A 23,551-nucleotide genomic window follows, 5' to 3' on the forward strand; every position below is an offset into this window, starting at 1 on the left:
TGGGCGGCTTTTTTCTATTCCATACTTAAATATTTAGTTTCACTATAATACCCATTGCCACCTACATATACACGAGCTATTTCCTTATTACCATTTACATCTAATTTAACTAAAATCTCAGAAGGAGAGTGTAGCGAGTGTCCTTGCTCAAATACATAAAGTTCTTTTCGCAAGTAATGATTTTTATAAAGATAACAAGCTAAAGCAGCATTAGAGGTCCCAGTCGCAGCTTCTTCATTAATGTCAAATAATGGAGCGAAATTCCGACAAATAATCCGGTCATCACTAAAAGTATACAGATGCAATCCGACCACTTCATACTGCTTGCTGACTTCTTTAACCTCTTCAAAATTCGGCGCTAGGGCAAATAAACCTGCTTCACTTTTAATTGGAATTAATATATCTTTTAATCCCGTAGACACAATTTGAATTGGATAATTAGCATTTAGTAAGTTTAGATCAAAACAATCAGTTAAATTATTAGGCGGAATGATATCATAAAAAGTTGGTTGATTTTGTTCCATGAAGATAGTGCCATCTTTTATCGTAATCGTAAGTACACCACTATTTGTTTCAATTGTATACCGGCTCTTATGAATTTTATTTAAATGCATCAAAATAGCGAAAGTGCCGATTGTCGCATGACCACATAAATCAACTTCTTCTTTCGGGGTAAAATATTCTATTTTAAAATCAGCATGGTTTGATTCAGTCACGAAGGCGGTTTCTGCATAGCCTAGTTGTTTTGCGATGGCCATTTTTTGAGTGGTGGCGAGTGTTGGTTCGTTTAATACGACACCAGCTTTATTTCCACCTTTATTATTCTTACTAAATGCACTTGCAACATAAACAGATATATCCATAAAAACGAAACTCCCTTGTCAAAACTTTATTCTTCCGTAATCATCGCAAACTCCGCACGAACGACCTTTTTCAAATCAGCAGGCGCAAGTTCGATTTGTAATCCTCTTTTTCCAGCTGAAATCAGCATCGTATCAAGCGATTCTGCACTACTATCAACAAAAGTTGGAAACAACTTCTTCATTCCAATCGGAGAACAGCCGCCGCGAATATAACCAGTCAGCTTCTCCAGCGTATCCACTGCAATTAGTTCACACTTTTTATTGCCACTAATTTTTGCTAAATGCTTCAAGTGCAAGGTTTTATCAGCAGGAATACAGGCGACAATATTGCCTGTTTTATCACCAGTTAGGACGAGTGTTTTAAAAATCTGCCCCGGGTTATTTCCAGTTTCTACTGCAACATGAAGCGCATCTAGGGCGTCTTCACTCCAAGCATATTCACGCAAATCATATTTAATCTTCTGTTTATCTAAAATCCGACACGCATTTGTCTTTTTATTCAAGTCTTTCACCTCAATTTATTTGAAATTATGTACATATTATGACACTTTTTGTAAAATAGTTGGCATTTTATCTCTCGTTCTGTACAATGAAATGGAATTCAAATAAGAAAGGGAGATTTAATAATGAAAAAAGGGTTATTCAGTCTGGTTCTTGTTCTTGCTATGGCACTCGTTCTAAGTGCATGTGGTGGTCCATCAAGAGTAGAACCGAAAAAAGCAGGGGAAATTACAGTTAATGCCGTAGTTTACAACAAAGATACAGATAAAATAAAAGATGTATACGGTGAAGACGGCTCAAAATTCGAAAAAGAATTTGAAAAAGGCTTTAAAGAAAGCTTTATCAACACATTTGCAGCAAGTTTTTCTAGTGATGTAAACATTGATAAGCAAGTAGATGATTTCTACAAAGCACTTCGTAAACAAGTCAACGAAAAAACTTCGTACACTACTAAAGTAACAAATGATGACAAAGAAAGTCCAGAAATTCAGTTCGCAGTTAAAGGGCTTGATATGAAGGGCGTTCAAACTGAATTAGTAGAAGAATTAACAAAAGCAGCAACAGCCGATCCATCTATTGCAACAGATGACCAAAAAATGGCTGAAAAAACAATGGAAATCTATACGAAAGCTGTGCAAAATGCAGACGCAGTATCAGAACCAAAAACAGTTACACTTAAACTAAAAGGAGATCCAAAAGATGATTCTTTATGGCAAATGCAAAACGACGTGGCATTCATGCAAGAATTAACTACAGCATTTTTCATGGCTGGCATGTAAGCTTTTAAATTAGGATGCACCAGCAACTTTCGGGTTGTTGGTGTTTTTTATTTTTATAAGGAAATGTCATTCAATTGGAACTAAAAAAACAGAGATTATCGTATCTCTGTTTTTCCCTCTAAAAATAATAAAGCCCCGTCACAATCAGCGCAACAACTATAATCCCTGGAACCAAATTTGCGACCCTGATTTTCGTCAAACCGAGCAGATTCAAACCAATCGCCAAAATCATAATTCCGCCAGTGGCAGTGAGTTCTTCGATTATCAGTGCCATCAAGTCGGCGGGAATGAATTGATTAATTTGTGTTGCGAACAGTGCGATAATGCCTTCAAATAAAAACACCGGAATCGCCGATAGCATAACGCCCCAACCAAGTGTCGTACTAAGAAGAAGGGCGATAAATCCATCCATCACCGATTTCGTATAAAGGACATCATGATTGCCGCGAATGCCACTATCAAGCGCACCAATAATCCCCATCGCACCAATTACAAAAATAAGTGTCGCGGTAACAAATCCTTTCGAAACATTACTTTTTCCTTTGGCACCGACTTTGCGTTCAATCCAGTGCCCAAGCTGGTTCAGGTGATAATCTATGTTAAGCCATTCCCCAATAACGGCTCCAAAACAAATACTTAAAATGACAATAAGCGAATTGCTCGTCTTAAAAGCCATTTGAATGCCAAGGACGATAACAGCTAACCCCATCCCTTTCATGACAGTATCTTTCATACGTTCAGGGATATTATGTAATTTCATGCCAAGAACAGACCCAACCAAAATCCCAAGCCCATTCACTAGCGCACCAAGTAGAACCATTTTATTCCTCCCTTTTTAGCAGATAACCTTAGTATACAGGAAGTTTTTGCCAATTGGGAGTTTTATTTCGCATAAAAAAGTCGAAGGAAGCGTTTTGCTCCTTCGACTTTAGCGTTATTTTCCAGCTACTGTAAAGCGTTCATTTAAATGATTAGGCCGCTCAATTTCATCCAAAACAGCAATTGCATAGTCTTCCATACTAATAAAACTATTGCCATCGCTACCAAATAAAAGGTGATCTCGACCTAATTGATAGTCGCCAGTACGTTCACCCGGCTCGAACATAGCAGAAGGGCTAATATATGTCCAACTGAGTTCTGCTTTATGTGCTTTTAAATGTTCTAATTGTTTCGCTTGCGCACGTGCAGTCGGATAATACGGCGCTTCCCGAAGTCCTTTTGATTCTAAAAGGGTATTGCCATCTTCGTCAACTTGCAGGCTAGCTGCTCCGCCAACCACAAGTAAGCGCGGCGAAACGGTGCCATTTAAAACAGAGATTAAATGATCGAGCGAAGTGACATGTTTTTCTGCTTCTTCTGGACTGACCCCGTATGCATCAACAACGACATTTTGATCGGCTAAATCTGAAAGTGTTAAATCAAAAATATCTTTTTGTAAAATATTAATATCTTTATGCGTTTGCGTGATTTTTCCGGCGTTTCTAACAATCGCTGTGACTTCATGGCCACGACTTTTCGCTTCTTCTAAAATTCTCGAACCAGCTCGGCCTGTAGCACCAATGATACCAATTTTCATAAAAAAAGCCCCCTATTCATTTTTGTGGAATAGATTCTCGCTTGATAAAAGAATTATTCCCGAAAGAGGGGACCTGAAAACATTTATTTTTTTGCGGCGTTTGCTAGTTGTTTGATTTTGGCTGCAGAGTATATGTGGGAAATCGTGAAGATAATTAGCGCTAGCCAGATGAACATGAAGGCGAACAATTGGATGTGATCGAAACTTTCTTTGAATAGTAAGACGCCGAGTGCGAGCATCAGTGTTGGTCCGATATATTGTAGAAATCCGACCATTGTATAGCTGATTTTCTTCGCGGCAGTAGCAAATAAAAGTAGCGGGATTGCTGTGACGACACCAGCACCAACTAAAATAATATTGGTTTGCGCTGCGTATTGCATTAATCCATTTGTTGCGAAAAAGACCACATAAATGAGCGCGAATGGTGTAATAATCATTGTCTCAAGCGTTAACCCGGTCCAAACAGACACAGAAACGACCTTTTTAATTAGTCCGTATAGCGAGAATGTCACGGCCATACCAATTGCCGCCCAAGGAACGGAACCAAGATGCCAAGTAAGAATCAAGACACCGATAGTTGCAGAAATAACGGCGATAATTTCCCCACGACTTAATCGTTCTTTTAAAATAACCGTTGCAAGCAAGACGTTTACAAGTGGGTTTATGTAGTAACCAAGACTTGCTTCCGTCACGTGACCACTATTCACCGTGTAAATGAATAAATACCAGTTTGCTGTAACTAAAAAAGCCGCCGCGATAATGGCGATAAGCGTCTTTGGTTTAAGCAACACATCTTTTGTTTCTTGAAAAACCATCGAGGATTTTCGCAAACAAACGATCAAAAATAGCATAAAAATAAAAGACCAAATAATTCTATAGGCCAAAATCTCCATTGGTGGGACATTTGTAACTAGCTTCCAGTAAATTGGAAGAACGCCCCAACACACGTACGCGAGAGCTCCAGCGATGATTCCGCCTAGCAGTCCGTTTTGTTTATTTTCCATAGCGATGTTAGCCCCCTTTTTAAACAATAGAACTATTTTAGCTTAAAAGGGCGAATAAAGCTACAAAAAAAACTACGAATAGGCTAGCTATTCGTAGTTTTTTTTATTATTTGCTTGCTTCGATTTGGATGTTTAATTTTACTTCGTCACCGATAAGTACGCCACCAGTTTCTAACGCAGCATTGTAATTAAGGCCAAAGTCTTTGCGGTTGAATTTACCTTTTGCTTCAAAGCCGGCTACCATGTTACCAGTGTTTGGATCTTTTCCAGTTCCTTCGTAGCTTACTTCTAGTGTAAGAGGTTTTGTTACGTCGCGAATAGTTAAGTCACCAGTCACTTCATATTCATCGTCGCCATCAGCAGTAATTTTTGTTGCTGTAAAAGTCACGTTTGGATATTTTTCTACATTAAAGAAGTCTTCGCTTTTCAAATGTCCATCACGTTGCGCTTGGCGAGTGTCAACGGAAGCTGCTGCAACGGAGAAGTTTAATTTAGCCGATGTTAAATCTTCTGGATCCATTTCGATGTCTGCTGTGAAATCGCTAAATGCACCTTTTACTTTTGATACCATCATGTGTTTTACTTGAAATTCGATTGAACTATGCGCTGGGTCTACGTTCCATTTTTCTACTGTCATTGTTTCATTCCTCCAAATATGTTTTTTTATAAAAGCATTCTCTTATAATCTAGCCCAAATCAATTAAGCTTAAACCTTTGAAAAAATACTTTTACGCCTTAGAAAAGCAATTGCTTAACTGTTTATGAGTAAACTATATCACACTTACTTTTAATAAGCAACTATTAAAACGTAATGCAAATATGTTTTTTTCGTAAATATGATTGAGTTTTTCTGCCAAAGTGCGTAGAATAGGTTAAAAGAGGAGGTTGGATGATGGTAGGAATTAATACAGATACAGAAAATATTAGTGAACTATTAAAGACGTATTGGTCGATTCAACGGATTTCTGCGGGATATGCGGATCAGAACGCGGCGAGTTTAGGACTAACCATTCAGCAACTTGCGATGATAAATGTGATTTACAGCACGCCAGGAATTTCGATGGCAGATTTAACGAAACGACTAATCATCACAGGAAGCTCTGCAGCAGCAAATGTGGACGGATTAATTAGCCTAGGTTTAGTAGTGAAATTAAATAAAACAATTCCAAGTGACAGCATGGATTTAAAATTGAAGCTCTCTAAAAAAGGAGAAGAATTATCGAAACGCTCCACTGCAAACGCTTTTATGTACAAAGCGATGATGAAAGTATTCGAACATCTTTCCGAAAATGAAATAGAAGATTTAATTCGCCTTAATAAAAAAGTAGAAACCTTGCTGAAAAAGAGTAAGTAAAAACATCTCCTGTATCATTCAAGTAAAAATGAATGAACAAGAGATGTTTTTTATTTTTGATCAAATTTGCAGTCTTCCAGTGGAATGACTTTTGTTTTATTGGTAAATTTATACGATAACCAGAAAACAAGGAAAATAGGGAGGCCGATATAAGAAATACCGATTTTTTGCCACCAAGCCGCGTTGGTGAATTCTGGTTTTAAAAACGCCGCGTAATCCTGACCAACAATAACTAAAATACATAAAATTAACGCTAAAATTGGCCCGAATGGGAAGAATTTCGCTTTATATTTTAGTTCGTTTAGGTCATGACCTTGTTTAACAAAAGCTTTGCGGAAACGATAATGACTAACCGCGATTCCAACCCAAGCAATAAATCCAGTTAAACCAGATGCAGATAGCAACCACGTATAAATGACCGTACCATTTTCCGTGAGCGTTGTAATGAACGTCATCGCGCCAACAATCGTAGTGACGATTAAAGCCGCCATCGGAATACCTCGACGGTTTACTTTACCCAAAAATTTAGGTGCTTTTTTATCACGAGCCATTGCCCAAAGCATTCTTGTTGAAGCGTAAAGACCTGAGTTACCAGCGGATAGCACAGAAGTTAGGATAACCGCATTCATCACCGAAGCCGCAAACGCAAGGCCAGCTTTTTCGAACACAAGTGTAAATGGGCTAATTGCCACATCTGTCGCCTCGGCACTAAGTAAATTAGGATTAGTATAAGGAATAATCATCCCGATAATGAAAATCGCGAAAATGTAAAACAATAAAATCCGCCAGAAAACTTGTTTAATCGCTTTTGGTACACTAGTTTCTGGAGTAGCACTTTCACCAGCCGCGATTCCAACCATTTCCGTCCCTTGGAAAGAAAATCCGGCAATCAAGAACGTACCTAATATCGCGAAAAATCCACCTTTGAACGGGGCATCTCCTGCCGTAAAGTTAGAAAAACCAATAACTTCGCCGCCGAGAATTCCGACAATTGTAAGTACACCGACGATAAGGAAAATAATAACCGTTGCTACTTTAATAATTGAGAACCAATACTCCGATTCTCCGTAAGCTTTTACCGATAGTGCATTTAAACCGAAAATCAACAATAAGAAAATCGCGCTCCACAACCAAGCAGGGGTGTTCGGCAACCAAAATTGAACAATAATCGCCGCAGTAGAAATATCGACCGCCAGCGTAATCGCCCAGTTAAACCAATAATTCCACCCCAGTGCAAAACCAAAAGCCGGATCAACAAATCGACTAGCATACGTACTAAACGAACCAGAAACCGGCATATACGTGGCCATTTCTCCTAAACTTGTCATTAAAAAGTAAACCATAATTCCAATTGCGATATAAGCAACTAATGCTCCGCCTGGTCCGGCTGTATGAATCGCATTCCCACTCGCTAAAAATAAGCCAGTTCCAATCGAGCCACCAATCGCTATCATAGATAGATGCCTTGTTTTTAAGTCACGACGTATTTCGCCGTGTGTTTCTTTTTTCACTATTAATCTCCCTTTCTTTTATCAGAGGAAGTGCGCAAAAAACAGCCAATCTGCAAGAAATTGGCTGTTACGTATTTTACCAACATCAATTTGTCAGATAGCACACCTATAAGAAATTTCGACAAATTCTTATAGCAGTCCAGCCCCTTTAGGAAACTGTCCCAACAACTATTTCTAAACAAAGAGAAAATAGTCACTTCGGCGATCAACCTGTTCATTTTTTGTCAGTGGCGTCTTTGTTTCGCCTCGAAAAAATTACTAGTGAATCTCGCAACCTCTACCTCACCATTTGGATGAGGGTTTATATTTGATTATTTACCCATAATAACGGAAAATGGGCTATTTTGCAATACGTTTTAGTAAAATTGTAGGGCTTCTTTGATAGTGCTATAAGTAGTTAGGCTGGCTAGACTTTCTTCGTAGCGAATTAAAGTCATGGCAAATTTAGGTGAAATCCCGGTAATAATTAGCTCTACACCAGTTAATTTCATAAATCCGTGGAACTTCACGAGGTTCATCACCGCGTCTTCATTAAAGTCAGCTAGCCCAGAAAGGTCCATAATCAAATAATCTTCTTTGCCATAATCCATATACTCGCTCACATATTCTGACATATGCTGGAAACGGTCATGTGTCAAAGAGCCAATTAGTGGCAATACACAAATATTTTCTTTGATCGGAACAATCGGCGTGGACAGTTTCTCAATTTCGCGTAACGATTTTTCGAGTTCCAGTTGATAGTCGTGTTCGTTTGTTACATCTTTTTGAATGCCGACAAAATACAAATGCGCATTATCATCGTAAATCGGTTCAATCGTAAGTTCATTCATAAAAGAAGTGCCATCTTTTCGGTAATTTTTTAGTAAAACATTCGCAGTGGATTTTTGGTCTATGGCTTGACGGATTTTTGCAACCTCTTCTTTGTCAGTGTCATCTCCTTGCAAAAAGTGACAATTGGAGCCAATAGCTTCTTCTTTCGCATAACCAGTAATATTTTCAAACCCTCTGTTTACATAAATGATTGGATTATCTTGTTGCTCAGGATCTGTAATAATTACTCCTACGCTAGACAAATTTAATGCTTTTAAAATAACATCGAATTTTGGATAAGCGGTCATCTGCGTGTTTCTCCCCCTTTGTACATACAAACCTATCATACCACGCAAATGAACGAAAACCAAAATGCCCAACTTGTGAAATTTATCGTGTGTGAGCAGAGGAGGGGAAATCGCGCTGGGGCAGGTGTATAATAGAGTTAGAGGTGATTAGTTATGTATATAACATTTACAGAGAGCGCCAAGAATCGGCTGGATGCATTACGGTCGAATTTAGAAGGGCAGTTGCATTTGTATTATGATACGGAAGGCTGTTCTTGTGAAAATAGCGGTATTTTTACACTTCGATTAGTTGAAGGGAAAACTGCAGAGGACGATGCAATTGAATCCAACATTGGCCCAGTGCTTATTAAACGTTGGACGGAAATTTTTTTAGAAGAAGCGTTGATTATTGATTATGATGACACGCAAAAAACACTGATTTTAAAAAGTGATGGCCAGTATTATAACCGCAATCTGTTGCTTGTGACGGATAAAGATGAGGTCATTAGTTGCCCAGTAACTTTATAATAGAAGAGAAGCCTAGAGTAATTTTTATTCTAGGCTTTTTTATGAAAATTTCATGAGAATGTGGTGAAACTTTAGACATATAGTTACACAGACCTCGGTTTTGTAGTAACATGGAATAGGAAGTTTATACATATGGAAGGAGTGTCATCATGGAACAACCATCAGTTGATGAACTGAAAAACTGGCGAAATGTTATGCTGCTTCACCGTTTTGCGCTGGAAGAAGTGAATACGAAACTTAAAATATTGAATGAAGAATTTCAATTTATTCATGATTATAATCCGATGGAACATTTGAAGTCACGTGTGAAGTCACTAGAAAGTATCGGAGCGAAATTAGAAAAGAAGCAGGTCGATATTACTCCGGAAAACGCCTTGAAATATGTGCATGATATTGCTGGAATTCGGATTACTTGTTCCTTTGTATCAGATATTTTTAGAATTCATGAAATGCTTGCCGGGCAAAGTGATATTACGATTAAGCGAGTAAAGGATTATGTGACTAATCCAAAACCAAACGGCTATCGGAGCTTGCATTTACTCTGTGAAGTACCAGTTTTCCTGACAAATCGTTCTGAGAAAATGACGGTGGAAATTCAAATTCGGACAGTTGCAATGGATTTTTGGGCGAGTTTGGAGCATAAAATTTACTACAAATATCAACAAGAAGCGCCTGAGGAACTAGTGAACGAATTGCAAGATGCCGCGCGAATCATCACCCATTTAGATGAAAAAATGAAAAACTTAAATGATCAAATTGACAAGTACAAAAAAGAGAAAGAAAAGTAACTTCATAATTAGCTTTATTTCTTTGCGAATGGGATGGATGCAAAGAAATAAAGCTGTTTTATATTTGCGGGATAAACTATTTTGCTTCATAATAATATAGAGGAAAAAGGAAAGGGGACTTTACATATTGGAGATATTTTTATATGTTTTAGCACTACTTGTTGCAATTTTTATTTCTAATTTATTAAACCGATTTGTGCCCTTTGTATCCGTACCGCTGATTCAAATTGGGCTAGGTGTGATTATCGCGATTATGCCGATTACTTTTGATTTACAACTGAATCCGGAACTTTTTCTTGTGATGTTTATTGCACCTTTATTATTTAATGATGGAAGACAGACGGATAAAGCGGCACTTTGGGGAATGCGAATGCCAATTTTGGTTCTCGCGCTTGGCCTTGTGTTTGCAACGGTTGTGGTGATTGGTTATTTTGTCCATTGGATGATTCCGACAATTCCACTTGCGGCGGCGTTTGCTCTTGCAGCAGCTCTTGCGCCAACTGATGCAGTAGCAGTGAGTTCACTTTCCGGACGAATAAATTTGCCAAAACGGATTATGAATTTGCTTGAAGGAGAAGCACTGATTAATGATGCTTCTGGGTTAGTTGCGTTCCAATTTGCGATTGCTGCAATGGTTACAGGTGTTTTCAGTTTAATGGACGCGAGCATTAGCTTTTTTGTGATTGCGATTGGCGGCATTCTAGTTGGATTAGCACTAAGTTGGTTGAAATTTAGACTGCTAAAATGGGTTCGAGGCCTAGGAATGGAAGACGTTACGTTCCATATGTTAATCCAAATTTTAACGCCATTTATTATTTACTTAGTTGCAGAGGAATTTCATGTTTCGGGGATTTTAGCGGTAGTTGCGGCTGGAATTATGCACTCAATGGAACAAAAGAAAATGGATCCGCAATTAGTAAAATTAAATGTCGTTTCGCAAAGTACTTGGTCGGTAATCATTTTTGTGTTAAATGGGTTAGTATTTTTACTGCTAGGTACGCAGCTTCCTGCAATTACAGAAGTTGTCTGGAATGATTCTGGCAGCAGCAATTTACAAGTAATGGCTTATATTTTATCGATAACGGCTGCGCTGATTTTACTACGTTTTCTGTGGGTGTATATTTCATGGAGTATTGGGGCGAAACAGCGACAAAAACAAAAGAAAAAGACGCAATTTCCGAAGATTAGACCAGTGATTTTAACGTCACTTTCCGGTGTCCGTGGGGCAGTTACGCTTGCCAGTGCGCTTGCGATTCCGTTTTTCTTAGATGATGGCTCACTATTTCCGCAACGTTCATTGATTATTTTCATTGCATCGGGTGTCATTCTTTGCACGCTCGTCATTGCGACATTCATTTTACCGTTACTTGCCAAAAGTGAAGAAGTGACAACGGAAGATGAACGAGCGGAAATAGCGACACGAATTCGGATTCTTAGAAATGTTATTCGTGAATTAAAAGAACAGACCTTACCAGAAACAAAATCGGCAACGGATGAAGTAATTGAAGATTATCGCAGACGGATTTATGATTTACAGCAAAATAATCAATCCAATCGAGGCATGGACGAAAGAGAACGCGCGAAACGGTTAGAAATTATCAAGTGGGAGCGCGAAAATACGCAAAAAATGACCGATGAAGGACGCATTGTTGCTACAGATAGCTATCGTTACCAGCATTATCTTAATATGATGGAACAAGCGATTAAACAACGCTTCCGAACAAAAATTAAAACCGCATGGATGTTTCTTTATCGTCTAGGCATGCTTGTCATTCACCCGAAAAAATGGGGCAAAATAACCCATAAAGTGAAAAAAGGTATTTCTAAAGATAGCGAACGTTTCCAAGCGATCCGTAAATTAAGAGAAGAAAACGAAATACTAATTATTTCTAAACTCAAAGAACAATTAACAGATGAAAATGCCGATATTATTGGGCCACTAATTACCGAACATACGATGTTTTTAGAACGTGTTAGAAAAGAACATAGTCCACGAGGCAAACGCGCGAAATTCGAACAAAAGAAACGCGAAGTCCAAGTAGTGGCTTTCCAATTAGAACGCGATATTATTCAAAATATGTTTGAAAAAGGCGGGATTTCCAGAGACTTAGCCCGAGAGCTACGCCAAAATTTAAATATGATAGAAACGTATTTATATGATGATTTTATCGAATAACAGAAAATCCCTAAGAACCGTGTATCGTTCTTAGGGATTTTTATTTAGGATGAAATTTTTTTCAAATCTTCAGCAAGGTTTTCTATTTCTAAATGGAAATTTTTTCTGCCATTATTTAAAACGATAGCCGCATTACGAAGCTTAATTTTTTGCTCTTGACCAGTTTCTAAGTTGAGAATGCTTATTGTGTAATAGGGCAGAAACGAAATCGTCCGACCGTGCAATTTTGTATCACATTCCAGCATATATTGGCTAAAAGGATATTTTTTATCTACAAATCCTCTTTTATAAAATAGCGCGCGATTATTAATAGAAACAGTCCCATTAAAATAAGTACTGCTGACACAGATAATATATAGACTAAAGACAACATAAACACCGATAAATGGCCAAATACGCAACGACTCAAAAGTAGAAAGAATGTAAAATCCGATGCCAATAATTGCCAAGCCAACAATGAATGTAAAAAATGTTTTGATATTCATATTATATTTGAAGAAAGGATAGTTTCTCATATTTGTGTACCACCTAAGAAGTTTTAGTTAAGATTGGTATTACTTGAGTTGATCACTTAGTTCTTCCATTTTTTCTTGCAAATGCTTTTCACCATCATTATATTTACGCGCCGCATTATAGACTCGAATCAGTTTTTCCGCACGAGTGTCTCTACTTATGATAACGATTCGATAGTATGGTAATGCTCTCGAGGCACTTTTAAAGTGAATTAGTTTTGCATCGCATTCGATAATATATTCGCTATAGGGGTACGGTTTTTCTTTATAATAGAACGCTTCTTCACTAACAGAAATGTCACCAGGAAAAAATCGTTTGAGAAAGAAAAATGTGGTGGTGGCAAATGCAAAAAGCAAAGCAAAAAATTCCCAGTGCATATGCAGCGTAATTGCGAGAGCCAAAAAAGCAATCAAAGAACAGGTAAACATAACGATTAAGATGACTGTGGATAGGTTGAGATTATTTTTCGAAAAGCGATATTTTTTCATGCTTGTTTGTCCGCCTATGTTAATTTTATAACAAAATTCTAGCACTAAAATCAAACCCTGTCTATCGTAGAAAAAATCGAAAAAACTATTGTTCATGTGGCAGCTTTGTTGTATAATGTAGCTTGCTGTAAGTAAACTTTGTGTTTAATATTAGTAAACTTCTATGACTTGAGGTTTACTATCACTAAACTTGAAAGAAAGGACATCGACATGGAAATTGGCAAACGCATTAAAAATCTGAGGCTCAGTAAGAATTTGACGCAAGAAGAATTAGGCGAACGAACGGATTTGACGAAGGGATATATTTCGCAACTAGAACGAGATTTGAGTTCTCCTTCCATTGAAACGTTATTTGCTATTTTGGAAGTGTTAGGTTCTACTCCGAAAGATTTCTTTGATGAAGAAGAACATAATCAAAAAGTAATTTACGGAGAACTAGAGCATACTTTCTTTGAAGATGAAGAAAAAGGATACAGAATTAAGTGGCTTGTTCCAGAATCGAACGAAAAAGAAATGGAGCCAGTACTACTTGAAATAGAAGCAAACAGCTGTTTTAAAAACTTTGAGCCATCACTTTCAGAAACTTTTGCCTATGTGTTAAAAGGAGAAGTGACCGTGCTACTTGGTCGAAATGAATATGTAGCCAAAAAAGGAGAAGCAATTTATTTCCACGCTGCAGATGAACACCAAATTATTAATCGATCAAATGAACAAGCAACACTCATCTTAGTAGCGACAGATTCATATTTATAAGGGAGGTAAATGATTGTGACAGAAACAATTATTCGTTTTGAAAATGTAACAAAACAATTTGACAATGATCCACCAGTGCTTGACAATGTCAGCTTTGAAATAGAAAAAGGGAAGTTTTACACTTTACTCGGCCCGTCTGGTTGCGGAAAAACAACCATTTTGCGCTTAATTGCTGGATTTTTAGAAGCTTCAGAAGGACAAATTTTCCTCGGTGAAAAAGTAATTAATCAAATTCCAGCCAACAAACGGCCGGTAAATACCGTTTTCCAAGATTATGCTTTATTTCCGCATTTAAACGTGTATGAAAATGTCGCTTTTGGACTGCGTATTAAAAAATTGAAAAAAGAAGCAATTGACGAAAAAGTAAAAGAAGCTTTGCGCTTTGTTAACTTAAAAGGCTACGAAAAAAGAGAAATTAGCGAAATGTCTGGGGGACAAAGACAACGTGTCGCAATCGCGCGGGCAATCGTCAATGAACCAGAAGTTATTTTGCTTGATGAGCCACTATCAGCACTTGATTTAAAACTGCGCACAGAAATGCAATATGAACTACGCGATTTACAAAAACGGCTTGGGATTACGTTTATTTTTGTCACGCATGATCAAGAAGAAGCACTTGCGATGAGTGATGAAATTTTTGTGTTAAATAAAGGCGAAATACAACAAAGTGGGACACCAATTGATATCTACGACGAGCCAATTAATAAATTTGTCGCAGATTTTATCGGAGAATCCAACATTGTTAATGGCAAAATGATTCAAGACTTCGAAGTGGAATTTGTGGAAAGACGTTTTGAATGTGTCGACCAAGGTTTCCGCCCGAATGAAGTTGTCGAAGTAGTTATTCGTCCGGAAGATTTGGAGATTACTTCTGCTGAAAAAGGTCAACTACAAGTAACCGTGGACTGGATGCTGTTCCGCGGTGTGCATTATGAAGTAGGTTGTATCGATATTGATGGAAATGAATGGCTTGTTCACACAACGAGAAAAGTTCGTGTGGGTGATAAGATTGGCTTAGCGTTTGAACCAGAGGCAATTCATGTTATGCGTCTTGGGGAAACGGAGGAAGAATTCGATAAGCGACTTGATAGCTACGATGAGGTGCAGTAATGAATAGACGCACCCGTACAGTTTATCTTGTTCCTTATGTTCTTTGGATTTTACTTTTTGTTGTTGCACCGATTTTATTGATTGTGTATTATTCTTTTTTTGATGTTGACGGCAATTTTACTGTAGATAATTATATTCACTTTTTCACCCCTGTCTATTTAAAAATGACGGCGAGTTCGTTCTGGTATGCGTTTTTAATTACGGTTTTCACACTGCTGATTTCGTATCCAACGGCTTACTTGTTAACGAAACTAAAACATAAGCAATTGTGGTTGCTACTTATTATTTTGCCAACTTGGATCAATTTGCTGCTTAAAGCGTATGCCTTTATTGGGATTTTTGGCACATATGGGGCGGCGAATCAATTTTTAGAAATACTTGGAATTGGCTCGAAACAGATTTTATTTACCGATTTTAGTTTCTTATTTGTATCGACTTATATTTTTATTCCGTTTATGATTTTACCGATTTTTAATGCGATTGAGGAAATTAATCCAACGTTGATTCAAGCATCGCGCGACCTAGGTGCATCAAGTTTGACGACGTTTAGACGAGTAATTTTTCCACTCACTGCTGACGGCGTAAAATCAGGGTGTCAGGCTGTTTTTATTCCAGCGCTATCACTCTTTATGATTACTCGTTTGATTGCGGGAAACCGTGTGATTACGCTCGGAACAGCGATTGAAGAACATTTCCTTGTCACGCAAGACTGGGGAATGGGCTCGACAATTGGCGTATTTTTAATTATTGCGATGATTTTAATTATGTTCCTAACCGGTTCTAAAAAGAAAAGAGGTGCGCGTAAATGAAGAAAAGTAAATGGGGTACAATTTATTTAGTGCTTGTTTTTGTGATTTTATATGCGCCGATTTTCTATTTGATTTTTTATTCGTTTAATAAAGGCGGCACGATGCATAATTTTAGTGGCTTTACGCTTGGATATTATAAAGAAGTTTTCCAAGATACGCGCTTACTGATTATCGTGCTAAATACGTTTGTAATTGCGCTACTTTCTTCGGTGATTGCAACTATTATTGGAGTGTGCGGGGCGCTGGCGATTAAATTTATGCCAAAACCATTCGCGAAAAACTCGCTTTTAAGTTTGAATAATGTGTTGATTGTTAGCCCGGACGTTATTATCGGTGCTAGTTTCTTGATTTTCTTCACGATTTTAGGCGTAAAATTAGGTTTTATTTCCGTCCTAGTGTCGCATATTGCTTTTAGTATTCCGATTGTCGTATTGATGATTTTGCCGAAGTTGCAAGAAATGAGTCCGACGTTGATGGATGCGGCGCGCGACTTAGGTGCAAGCCAGTGGCAAGTTCTTTCAAAAGTGATTCTGCCGTATATTATGCCAGGCGTTTTAGCTGGATTTTTCATGGCGCTGACTTACTCGCTAGACGATTTTGCGGTCACTTTCTTTGTAACAGGAAATGGTTTCTCGACTTTAGCCGTAGAAATTTATTCCCGTGCAAGACAAGGGATTTCGCTTTCTATCAATGCTTTATCGACACTAATTTTCCTATTCACGATTATTCTAGTAATCGGTTATTACTTTATTAACCAACGCAATACAAGTAAAAATATTCGGACGGGGGCGACGAAAGAATGAAGCAACTGCTGAAAATTTTTGTACCAGTAATTGTTGTCGCGCTCCTAATGATGCTGCTTGCAACGACGATGAACCGTTCGGAGGGCTACGCTGGGAGTAATACGCTGACGATTTATAACTGGGGCGATTATATTGATCCATCACTCATCACTAAATTTGAAGAAGAAACAGGCATCAAAGTCATTTACCAAACATTTGATTCTAATGAAGCGATGATGACGAAAATTGAGCAAGGTGGAACGACCTTTGATATTGCGGTGCCAAGTGATTACGCGATTAGTAAAATGAAAGAAGAAAATTTGCTAATTCCGCTTGATCATTCCAAACTACCAAATGAAAAATACCTTGATCCGCGTTTTATGGACTTGTCGTTTGATGATAATAATAAATATTCGATGCCGTATTTCTGGGGAACACTTGGCATTATTTATAATAAAGAAATGTTCCCGGATAAGAATTTCGATACGTGGAATGCGTTATTTGATCCTGAGTTGAAGAACCAAATCTTGCTGATTGACGGAGCGCGTGAGGTGATGGGGCTTGGGCTGAATAGTCTAGGTTACTCGCTGAATGATACGAATAAAGCCCACTTACAAGCTGCCAGAGATAAGCTAGAAACGATGACACCGAATGTAAAAGCAATTGTTGGCGATGAGATTAAACTTCTCATGGCGGACAACGAGGCGGGTGTCGCGGTTACTTTCTCCGGAGAAGCGGCAGAAATGTTAAGTGAAAATGAAGATTTAGAATACGTAATTCCAAAAGACGGCTCCAATTTATGGTTTGATAACATGGTCATTCCAAAAACGGCGAAAAATGTCGATGGCGCGCATAAATTTATTAACTTCATGCTAAAACCAGAAAATGCCGCAATCAATGCTGAATATGTTGGATACGCAACACCAAATGCCAAAGCGGTTAAATTGTTACCAAAAGAAATTTCCAGTGATGAACGTTTTTATCCGGATATGGATGAACTAAATAATTTAGAAGTATATGATAACCTCGGTAAACGAATGCTGTCGTATTATAATGAATTGTTTTTGGAGTTTAAGATGTACCGGAAATAAAGCCACCAGTATCTTCACGCAAGTTCACACCAAAGTCAAAACACGAACATTAAGCAAATTACTTGTGGAATAGATCAGCTATCCGCTAAAATAATGTTACGCAATTTTTTTCGAAAAGGAGAAATGGTTATGACAAAGGAGAAAGTGTTATGGGGTTACGATGAAAAGACTGGACCAGAAATGTGGGGGCATATCTGTTCTGACTTTGAAATCGCGCATACTGGAAAGGCGCAATCGCCAGTAAATATCGAACAAGCTGACGTTGTGAAATTAAAACCATCAACGATGAAATTTTACTATAAAGAAACAGACTATACGATTAGAAGAATTGAACAATCGGTACATGTTTTTCCACATGATAAAGAACAAGGGCTACGCTTTAACGGCGAGTATTATCCGCTTGTATCGTTTCATGCGCATATTCCGGCAGAGCATTTGCTTGACGGTTATATGTATCCGATTGAATGGCATTTTGTACACGAAAAACCAGACGGCACAACGCTTGTAATGAGTGCTTGGATGGAAATTGATAATACAAATAATGTCGAATTCAAAGATTTACCGACCTATTTCCCAGAAGTGTTTGCTGATTTTGAAACAGAACGGGAAATTACTTTAGATGTGAATGAATTTATGCCAGAAGAGCGTGTTTTCTATACGTACCAAGGTTCACGGACAACACCACCAACCGTGGAGGGCGTAACTTGGATCGTTTTAAAAAATGCGAAGACGCTTGGTCAAGAAGATTTCACTGAATTTGAAAAAGCAATTGGCAATACAAGTCGACCAGTGCAAGATTTGAATGGTCGCGAAATTACTTTTTACAATTAAAAAACTAGAAAGCCTCGCTCGAATCTTGTATAGTATAGACATAGATTCTGAGTGGAGGCTTCTTTTTATGTATGAAAAAGCGAGACAGATGATGATTGAAGCACATAGTGGACAAGTTCGCAAAATTACTGGCGAGCCTTATTTTTCGCATCCTTTGAACGTAGCGAGAATTTTACGCCGTGCTGGTTTTCGTGAAGAAGTTGTTGTCGCTGGTCTGCTGCATGATGCCGTTGAGGACACGGAGATGACCGATGCAGATATTCGTGCAACATTCGGTGATGAAGTAGCCGATTTAGTAGCTTCTCATACAGAAAATAAAACGTTATCGTGGGAAGAACGAAAAGCGCATACGATTGAACAAGTGCGCACTGGAAACTTAGAAGAAAAAGCATTAATCGTGGCGGATAAATTAGATAATTTAACCTCTGTCAAATATGCGTTAAGCTCAGAAGGTAAGTCTGTCTGGGGCTATTTTAAACGCGGCTATGAACTGCAAAAATGGTACAATGAAGGAATTAAAAATAATATGGAATACGGGATAAATCCGGCCGAAATCCCCGCTTTCTTTGATGAATATGCCCGACTAGTGAAGTGGATTTTTAAGAAGTAAAATTTTACGATTAAATATCTGTTAAATTAGGTAATTAGAATTAATTTTATAAGTTTTTAGAAAACAAGTTTCTTTTCCCGAAAAACTATTGTAAAATGAAAGCGTTATAAAACTTACGCGAAGGGAAGTTTTTTGAATGGTTTATGGAGCAATTGAAGCAGGTGGAACTAAGTTTGTCGTAGCGATTGGAGAAAAATCAGGTAAAATTATTAAACGCGCGAGCTATCCGACAACGGAACCAGCAGAAACAATGAAAGCAGTCATTCAATTTTTCAAACAGTATGAAGATGAATTAAAAGCAATCGGGATTGGCTCGTTTGGACCAATTGATATTCGAAAATCAAGTGCTACATACGGTTACATCACGCAAACGCCAAAACTAGCATGGCGCAATTATGATATCGTTGGTGCAATGAAAAAAGAATTTAATGTCCCAATTGGTTTTACAACGGACGTTAACGCAGCCGCTTTAGGAGAAGTAAACCTAGGCGCGGCAGCAGGTTTGGATAGTTGTATTTACTTAACAATCGGAACTGGAATTGGCGGAGGAGCCGTTGTCGCTGGGAAAATTCTCGAAGGTTTCTCTCACCCAGAAATGGGACATATTATGGTGCGCCGTCATAAGCGCGATCGTTTCACAGGCAGCTGCCCGAGTCATAGCGACTGTTTAGAAGGCCTTGCAGCAGGTGGCGCGATTGAAAAACGTTGGGGCCAAAAAGCCGCAGAACTCGCGGATAATGAGGAAGTTTGGAATTTAGAAGCGCATTATATCGCTCAAGCTTTGATGAATTATACGCTTATCTTATCGCCAGAAAGAATCGTGTTAGGTGGTGGCGTAATGAAACAGCGCCAACTTTTCCCACTTGTCCGTCAAAAATTAAAAGCACTCGTAAATAATTATGTGCAATTGCCAGACTTAGATGAGTATATCGTTCCACCAAAACTAGAAGATGACGCTGGGATAACTGGCTGTGTCTTACTTGCAGTGGATGCGGAAGAGTCGAATTAATGACAGAAAACAGCTCTAGTTTATAGGGCTGTTTTTTGATATACTGAAATGTGATAAAACAAACAAGAACGCAGGAGGAAAAAGATGTCCATTACGAACTTATTAAATATTAAATATCCGATTATCCAAGGTGCCATGGCGCAAATTGCTAAAGCTCCACTTGTCGCAGCTGTATCCAACGCAGGCGGTTTAGGAATTATCGCTTCAGGCGGAATGACTGCTGATATGCTTCGCGAAGAAATTCAAAAAACAAAAGCGCTGACAGATAAACCATTTGGCGTCAATTTAATGCTAATGATGACGAATATTGCAGAACTAACCGAAGTAATTATTGAAGAAAAAGTAGGTATCGTTACAACCGGAGCGGGAACACCAAAAACGTTTATGCCAATTTGGAAAGAAGCTGGAATTATCGTGATTCCTGTTGTCCCGTCCGTGATGATTGCTAAACGCATGGAAAAAATGGGCGCAGATGCAGTTATCGCAGAAGGAACAGAAGCAGGCGGACATGTTGGTGAAACAACAACGATGGCACTTCTACCGCAAATTGTGGATGCCGTTACTATCCCAGTCATTGGCGCAGGTGGAATTGCCGATGGTCGCGGAATCGCCGCAGCCCTAGCCTTAGGTGCAAAAGGTGTCCAAATCGGCACACGCTTCCTAGCAACCGATGAATGCCCAGTACACCCAGACTTCAAAGCAGCCGTGATTAAAGCTTCCGACCGCGACACAATGGTTACCGGACGAAAAGCAGGCGCACCAGTCCGCTCGATTAAAAACAAAATGATCAAAGAATATATTCGTTTAGAAGAAGAAAATGCCGATCGTGATACTTTAGAAGAGTTAACTTTAGGCTCTTTACGAAAAGCAGTACAAGAAGGCGACACAGACAACGGTTCTGTCATGGCCGGTCAAATCGCTGGTTTAATCACAGAAATCAAACCTTGTAAAGATGTTATCGAAGAGATGATGACAGATGCTAAGAATGTGATTGCTGGGTTAGAATTATAAACTAAAAACAGTTATTTTCTATTTAATTAAATAGAAATAGCTGTTTTTTTGTGTAGTTGGGAAGCCATTTACAAAAGTAAAGTTTAAAAATGCACTAATTAGTTCTGTATTTGGCTACGTTAATACACAGAGGTTCACAAAACGATCACAAAATGGAATCGTTGCTGGTGCTATAATAGAAGAGTGGAAAACTAGACATAGAGAGGAACCACCAAGATGAGAGAGATAAAAGTAAACGAAGCAACATTCCAAAAACACGCCTCGAACTTAGACAGCAAAAGCGCGGGAAGCTATTTGCCGTTAAAAGGTGGAAATATGGCATACTCACGAGCGAATTCTATCAACCAATTACGGTCTGCGTTGATTGATTTGGTCGATGTGGTAGAAGATTTTCAAGCCGTGACCAAGCAAGATGCCGGTAGATTAAAGAAAATGGGCATGGCCTATGCGAAACAAGATCAAGTGATGGGACAGAAAATAAATCAGCTGGAGGTGCGATAGATGGACAGCACGCACAGCCAGTTGGAACAACAGCTACAACAAGTGAAAAAAGCGCAGGATGTTTTACAAGATAATCTGGGGCAGACTAAGCGCAAACAAGCGGAACAAGAATGGTTAGAAGAAGATAGCCGCCAATTAGAAATGGAGAAACAAGGATTGCTGGACTTCTTGCGAGGCGGTTGGCAAGGGGAGGAAGCGAATGGTTTCCACCGCTATCTGGAAGAACAACAACACGAAGAAGCGATGGCATGGCGAAAAGATTTGTCGGAAAAACGTGTTCATTTGGAAGAAGAAGCGCGGACTACTAGAGCAGAAATGCACGATATAGAGACCAAACAAGCCTCCTTGCGAAAGGAGTGGAACCAATGAGTCGAATCGACATTGCAGAACTCAATGACTTTCTTCAAAGATTACGAAGCAGTAATGCTGAGGCTAAAAAGATGATACGCGGGATTCAACAAGCAGCGAGCAAGTACGCACAAGATAAAAGTTTAAAAGGGCAAGCAGTATCAGCTTCGCAAAGCTATTTCGCTTCCAGTTATCCCTCTATTGCACAAAGTATTTTAGAAGCTTTAGAAGAAAGCGAAGAACGTTTAGCACAATACATACGCGAGTTTGGTAGCCAAGTGGACAGCTCGCCTTCCGCACGAATTGATGCGGAAATCCTTCAAGAAGCGATGGCGAAAGTGGCAAGTTTGAAGCGAAAAGAAGAAGAGTTACATCGCCAACTCTCTGCACCGAATACGAAACCGGATATGCAACAAGTTTACGTAGTCCAAGCGAGAAGTGCGCACACGCAATTACTGCAAGCTATCGAAAAAGAAGATATACTAGAGAGGTACATCGCCTTTGAACAAAGTCACGCCCAGTTTTTTAGTGCGTTAACCGAACTCATTCACTCCACAGGACGAGCGGTGCAAGAGCTGAAACAAAATGTGACCTTCCATGAGAAAACAGGCACCTATGCTGTACCTAAAAGCGTTCATGCATCGATTAGTTTGATGAGAAAAGCGATGGATAAAGCACGCAAAGAAAACGCCAAAGATCCCTTCCCAGAAGCATTCGAAGACTATCAGTTATTCGCCTATACGTATGTGAATGATAAAGGCGAAACCGTCACGATGTGGCTATTGGAACGGAATGGCAAACGCGCCAGTAATAAAGAACTCCAAGCTTTTCTAGAGGAGAACGGAGCCGAGTTAGACCCTATCCTGTACACAAATCTTTCCGGTGAAGAACTCGAACGCAAAGTAAATGACGCATGGAAAGACGGCGTCAACTACTTAAATGGTCAAAAAGTAACCGGATTTTCCGGGGCGACACTGAGGTCCTCTGCTTATGTAGCCAGCGTGAAGGATGCGATGGATGATGCTGGACTAACTGATATGGCGCTAGGATTAGGCTTTGGGATTGCGGCGGTGAGGAATAAAGCAGTTCTTAAAGAAAATATTAAATCTACTCCAAAAACGAAGTTCAATCCTACTGAAACCAAGCAGACAGTATCAGGAGAGAAATGGAATAAGTATTTCAAAGAAAAGTATGGAGCAGAAAATGTTCAATGGAAACCAACATCATTTGAAGATATAATAGCCAATCCAGAACGACTGTATGGAAGTACAAAAAAAGAAATCAATGCGATATTGGGACCAGACTGGATTGAAGATACTTATGGTTCTGCTAAAAATGGTTGGAAGTTTATTAATAAGGGAGACGGAATGATATTTTATCATCCAGGAGAAGGAATCCACGTGGGCTCATATTATGGTTTTTCATCTGGCAAAACAGGAAGAGTTAAGGTGATAAAATCTGAAGATAATTACGTTCCAACAACAGATGATGGAGCAACTTTAGTAATAATAAAATAAA

At 38.8% G+C, this 23,551-nt stretch carries 27 protein-coding genes and 1 riboswitch; of the genes, 17 read left to right on the plus strand and 10 right to left on the minus strand.

Annotated features, from left to right (window positions below):
• Positions 1 to 14: 14 nt before the first annotated feature.
• Together HCB49_RS02560 and ybaK are read right to left on the minus strand one after the other, a co-directional pair.
• Positions 15 to 863, minus strand: coding sequence for a PhzF family protein (locus HCB49_RS02560; protein WP_185604025.1), 849 nt, complete (start codon positions 861 to 863; stop codon positions 15 to 17).
• 26 nt (positions 864 to 889) lie between these two features.
• Positions 890 to 1,366 (minus strand): Cys-tRNA(Pro) deacylase, encoded by a 477-nt coding sequence (gene ybaK / locus HCB49_RS02565; RefSeq protein WP_185604026.1) that lies wholly within the window; start codon positions 1,364 to 1,366, stop codon positions 890 to 892.
• 123 nt (positions 1,367 to 1,489) lie between these two features.
• On the opposite strand from ybaK, the gene HCB49_RS02570 reads away from it, so the two are divergent.
• Positions 1,490 to 2,143 carry a DUF5105 domain-containing protein gene (locus HCB49_RS02570; protein WP_185604027.1) on the plus strand — a complete coding sequence of 218 codons (654 nt, stop codon included), beginning with the start codon at positions 1,490 to 1,492 and terminating at the stop codon, positions 2,141 to 2,143.
• A gap of 118 nt (positions 2,144 to 2,261) precedes the next feature.
• On the opposite strand, the gene HCB49_RS02575 is transcribed toward HCB49_RS02570, so the two are convergent.
• From HCB49_RS02575 to HCB49_RS02590, 4 genes are all read right to left on the minus strand, one after another.
• Positions 2,262 to 2,963, minus strand: coding sequence for a DUF554 domain-containing protein (locus HCB49_RS02575; protein ID WP_185604028.1), 702 nt, complete (start codon positions 2,961 to 2,963; stop codon positions 2,262 to 2,264).
• Between the two features lie 114 nt (positions 2,964 to 3,077).
• Entirely contained in the window at positions 3,078 to 3,719 is a 642-nt protein-coding gene (locus HCB49_RS02580; RefSeq protein WP_185480304.1) for an NAD(P)-dependent oxidoreductase, read from the minus strand.
• An 83-nt stretch (positions 3,720 to 3,802) separates the two neighbouring features.
• Positions 3,803 to 4,723, minus strand: a complete 921-nt coding sequence (rarD, locus tag HCB49_RS02585) for an EamA family transporter RarD (RefSeq protein ID WP_185604029.1) — start codon at positions 4,721 to 4,723, stop codon at positions 3,803 to 3,805.
• 106 nt (positions 4,724 to 4,829) lie between these two features.
• Positions 4,830 to 5,360 (minus strand): YceI family protein, encoded by a 531-nt coding sequence (locus HCB49_RS02590; protein WP_003724156.1) that lies wholly within the window; start codon positions 5,358 to 5,360, stop codon positions 4,830 to 4,832.
• A 255-nt stretch (positions 5,361 to 5,615) separates the two neighbouring features.
• Here HCB49_RS02590 and HCB49_RS02595 point away from each other — a divergent pair, with 255 nt between their 5' ends.
• Complete coding sequence (locus HCB49_RS02595; protein ID WP_185604500.1) at positions 5,616 to 6,077, plus strand: MarR family winged helix-turn-helix transcriptional regulator; 462 nt, start codon at positions 5,616 to 5,618, stop codon at positions 6,075 to 6,077.
• A gap of 50 nt (positions 6,078 to 6,127) precedes the next feature.
• Here HCB49_RS02595 and HCB49_RS02600 read toward each other — a convergent pair whose 3' ends face one another.
• Complete coding sequence (locus tag HCB49_RS02600; protein WP_185390902.1) at positions 6,128 to 7,588, minus strand: amino acid permease; 1,461 nt, start codon at positions 7,586 to 7,588, stop codon at positions 6,128 to 6,130.
• 90 nt (positions 7,589 to 7,678) lie between these two features.
• A riboswitch (Lysine riboswitch) is annotated at positions 7,679 to 7,876 on the minus strand.
• Between the two features lie 68 nt (positions 7,877 to 7,944).
• Complete coding sequence (ytvA, locus tag HCB49_RS02605) at positions 7,945 to 8,706, minus strand: YtvA family blue-light photoreceptor (protein ID WP_185604030.1); 762 nt, start codon at positions 8,704 to 8,706, stop codon at positions 7,945 to 7,947.
• A gap of 153 nt (positions 8,707 to 8,859) precedes the next feature.
• Between ytvA and HCB49_RS02610 the strand changes: the two genes are divergently transcribed.
• From HCB49_RS02610 to HCB49_RS02620, 3 genes are all read left to right on the plus strand, one after another.
• Positions 8,860 to 9,213 (plus strand): iron-sulfur cluster biosynthesis family protein, encoded by a 354-nt coding sequence (locus tag HCB49_RS02610; RefSeq protein ID WP_185604031.1) that lies wholly within the window; start codon positions 8,860 to 8,862, stop codon positions 9,211 to 9,213.
• A gap of 149 nt (positions 9,214 to 9,362) precedes the next feature.
• Positions 9,363 to 10,001 (plus strand): GTP pyrophosphokinase, encoded by a 639-nt coding sequence (locus HCB49_RS02615; protein WP_008947202.1) that lies wholly within the window; start codon positions 9,363 to 9,365, stop codon positions 9,999 to 10,001.
• A gap of 127 nt (positions 10,002 to 10,128) precedes the next feature.
• Positions 10,129 to 12,177 (plus strand): Na+/H+ antiporter, encoded by a 2,049-nt coding sequence (locus tag HCB49_RS02620; RefSeq protein WP_185604032.1) that lies wholly within the window; start codon positions 10,129 to 10,131, stop codon positions 12,175 to 12,177.
• A 44-nt stretch (positions 12,178 to 12,221) separates the two neighbouring features.
• Here the strand turns inward: HCB49_RS02620 and HCB49_RS02625 are convergent, their stop codons facing one another.
• Positions 12,222 to 12,692: an isoleucine--tRNA ligase gene (locus tag HCB49_RS02625; protein ID WP_185604033.1), complete on the minus strand. Its 471-nt coding sequence runs from the start codon at positions 12,690 to 12,692 to the stop codon at positions 12,222 to 12,224.
• Between the two features lie 39 nt (positions 12,693 to 12,731).
• The gene (locus HCB49_RS02630) at positions 12,732 to 13,178 is read right to left on the minus strand and encodes a hypothetical protein (RefSeq protein ID WP_185604034.1); all 447 of its coding nucleotides are present in this window, start codon (positions 13,176 to 13,178) and stop codon (positions 12,732 to 12,734) included.
• Positions 13,179 to 13,388: 210 nt separating this feature from the next.
• Between HCB49_RS02630 and relB the strand changes: the two genes are divergently transcribed.
• From relB to HCB49_RS02690, 12 genes are all read left to right on the plus strand, one after another.
• A complete protein-coding gene (gene relB, locus HCB49_RS02635; protein WP_185480297.1) occupies positions 13,389 to 13,931 on the plus strand; it encodes a type II toxin-antitoxin system RelB family anti-toxin in 543 nt (180 codons plus the stop codon).
• A 15-nt stretch (positions 13,932 to 13,946) separates the two neighbouring features.
• Positions 13,947 to 15,041 carry an ABC transporter ATP-binding protein gene (locus tag HCB49_RS02640; protein ID WP_077286616.1) on the plus strand — a complete coding sequence of 365 codons (1,095 nt, stop codon included), beginning with the start codon at positions 13,947 to 13,949 and terminating at the stop codon, positions 15,039 to 15,041.
• Positions 15,041 to 15,850, plus strand: coding sequence for an ABC transporter permease (locus HCB49_RS02645; RefSeq protein WP_003721372.1), 810 nt, complete (start codon positions 15,041 to 15,043; stop codon positions 15,848 to 15,850). Before HCB49_RS02640 ends, HCB49_RS02645 begins: the two co-directional genes overlap by 1 nt.
• Positions 15,847 to 16,653: an ABC transporter permease gene (locus HCB49_RS02650; protein ID WP_003721373.1), complete on the plus strand. Its 807-nt coding sequence runs from the start codon at positions 15,847 to 15,849 to the stop codon at positions 16,651 to 16,653. Before HCB49_RS02645 ends, HCB49_RS02650 begins: the two co-directional genes overlap by 4 nt.
• Positions 16,650 to 17,723, plus strand: coding sequence for an ABC transporter substrate-binding protein (locus HCB49_RS02655; RefSeq protein WP_185517232.1), 1,074 nt, complete (start codon positions 16,650 to 16,652; stop codon positions 17,721 to 17,723). The genes HCB49_RS02650 and HCB49_RS02655 overlap by 4 nt, the downstream gene beginning before the upstream one ends.
• A 129-nt stretch (positions 17,724 to 17,852) precedes the next feature.
• On the plus strand, positions 17,853 to 18,554 hold the full coding sequence (locus HCB49_RS02660) for a carbonic anhydrase (protein WP_070212650.1): 702 nt from the start codon (positions 17,853 to 17,855) through the stop codon (positions 18,552 to 18,554).
• Positions 18,555 to 18,621: 67 nt separating this feature from the next.
• Positions 18,622 to 19,164 (plus strand): HD domain-containing protein, encoded by a 543-nt coding sequence (locus HCB49_RS02665; protein ID WP_185506218.1) that lies wholly within the window; start codon positions 18,622 to 18,624, stop codon positions 19,162 to 19,164.
• A gap of 136 nt (positions 19,165 to 19,300) precedes the next feature.
• Positions 19,301 to 20,173 (plus strand): ROK family protein, encoded by an 873-nt coding sequence (locus HCB49_RS02670; protein WP_008947211.1) that lies wholly within the window; start codon positions 19,301 to 19,303, stop codon positions 20,171 to 20,173.
• Positions 20,174 to 20,257: 84 nt separating this feature from the next.
• The gene (locus HCB49_RS02675) at positions 20,258 to 21,184 is read left to right on the plus strand and encodes a nitronate monooxygenase (RefSeq protein WP_008947212.1); all 927 of its coding nucleotides are present in this window, start codon (positions 20,258 to 20,260) and stop codon (positions 21,182 to 21,184) included.
• 216 nt (positions 21,185 to 21,400) lie between these two features.
• Positions 21,401 to 21,685 carry a DUF3130 domain-containing protein gene (locus tag HCB49_RS02680; protein WP_061395799.1) on the plus strand — a complete coding sequence of 95 codons (285 nt, stop codon included), beginning with the start codon at positions 21,401 to 21,403 and terminating at the stop codon, positions 21,683 to 21,685.
• Complete coding sequence (locus HCB49_RS02685) at positions 21,686 to 22,054, plus strand: hypothetical protein (RefSeq protein ID WP_061395798.1); 369 nt, start codon at positions 21,686 to 21,688, stop codon at positions 22,052 to 22,054.
• The gene (locus HCB49_RS02690; RefSeq protein WP_185604035.1) at positions 22,051 to 23,550 is read left to right on the plus strand and encodes a T7SS effector LXG polymorphic toxin; all 1,500 of its coding nucleotides are present in this window, start codon (positions 22,051 to 22,053) and stop codon (positions 23,548 to 23,550) included. Before HCB49_RS02685 ends, HCB49_RS02690 begins: the two co-directional genes overlap by 4 nt.
• Position 23,551: the final 1 nt, after the last annotated feature.

The organism is Listeria cossartiae subsp. cayugensis (assembly GCF_014229095.1).
Lineage (GTDB): Bacteria > Bacillota > Bacilli > Lactobacillales > Listeriaceae > Listeria > Listeria cayugensis.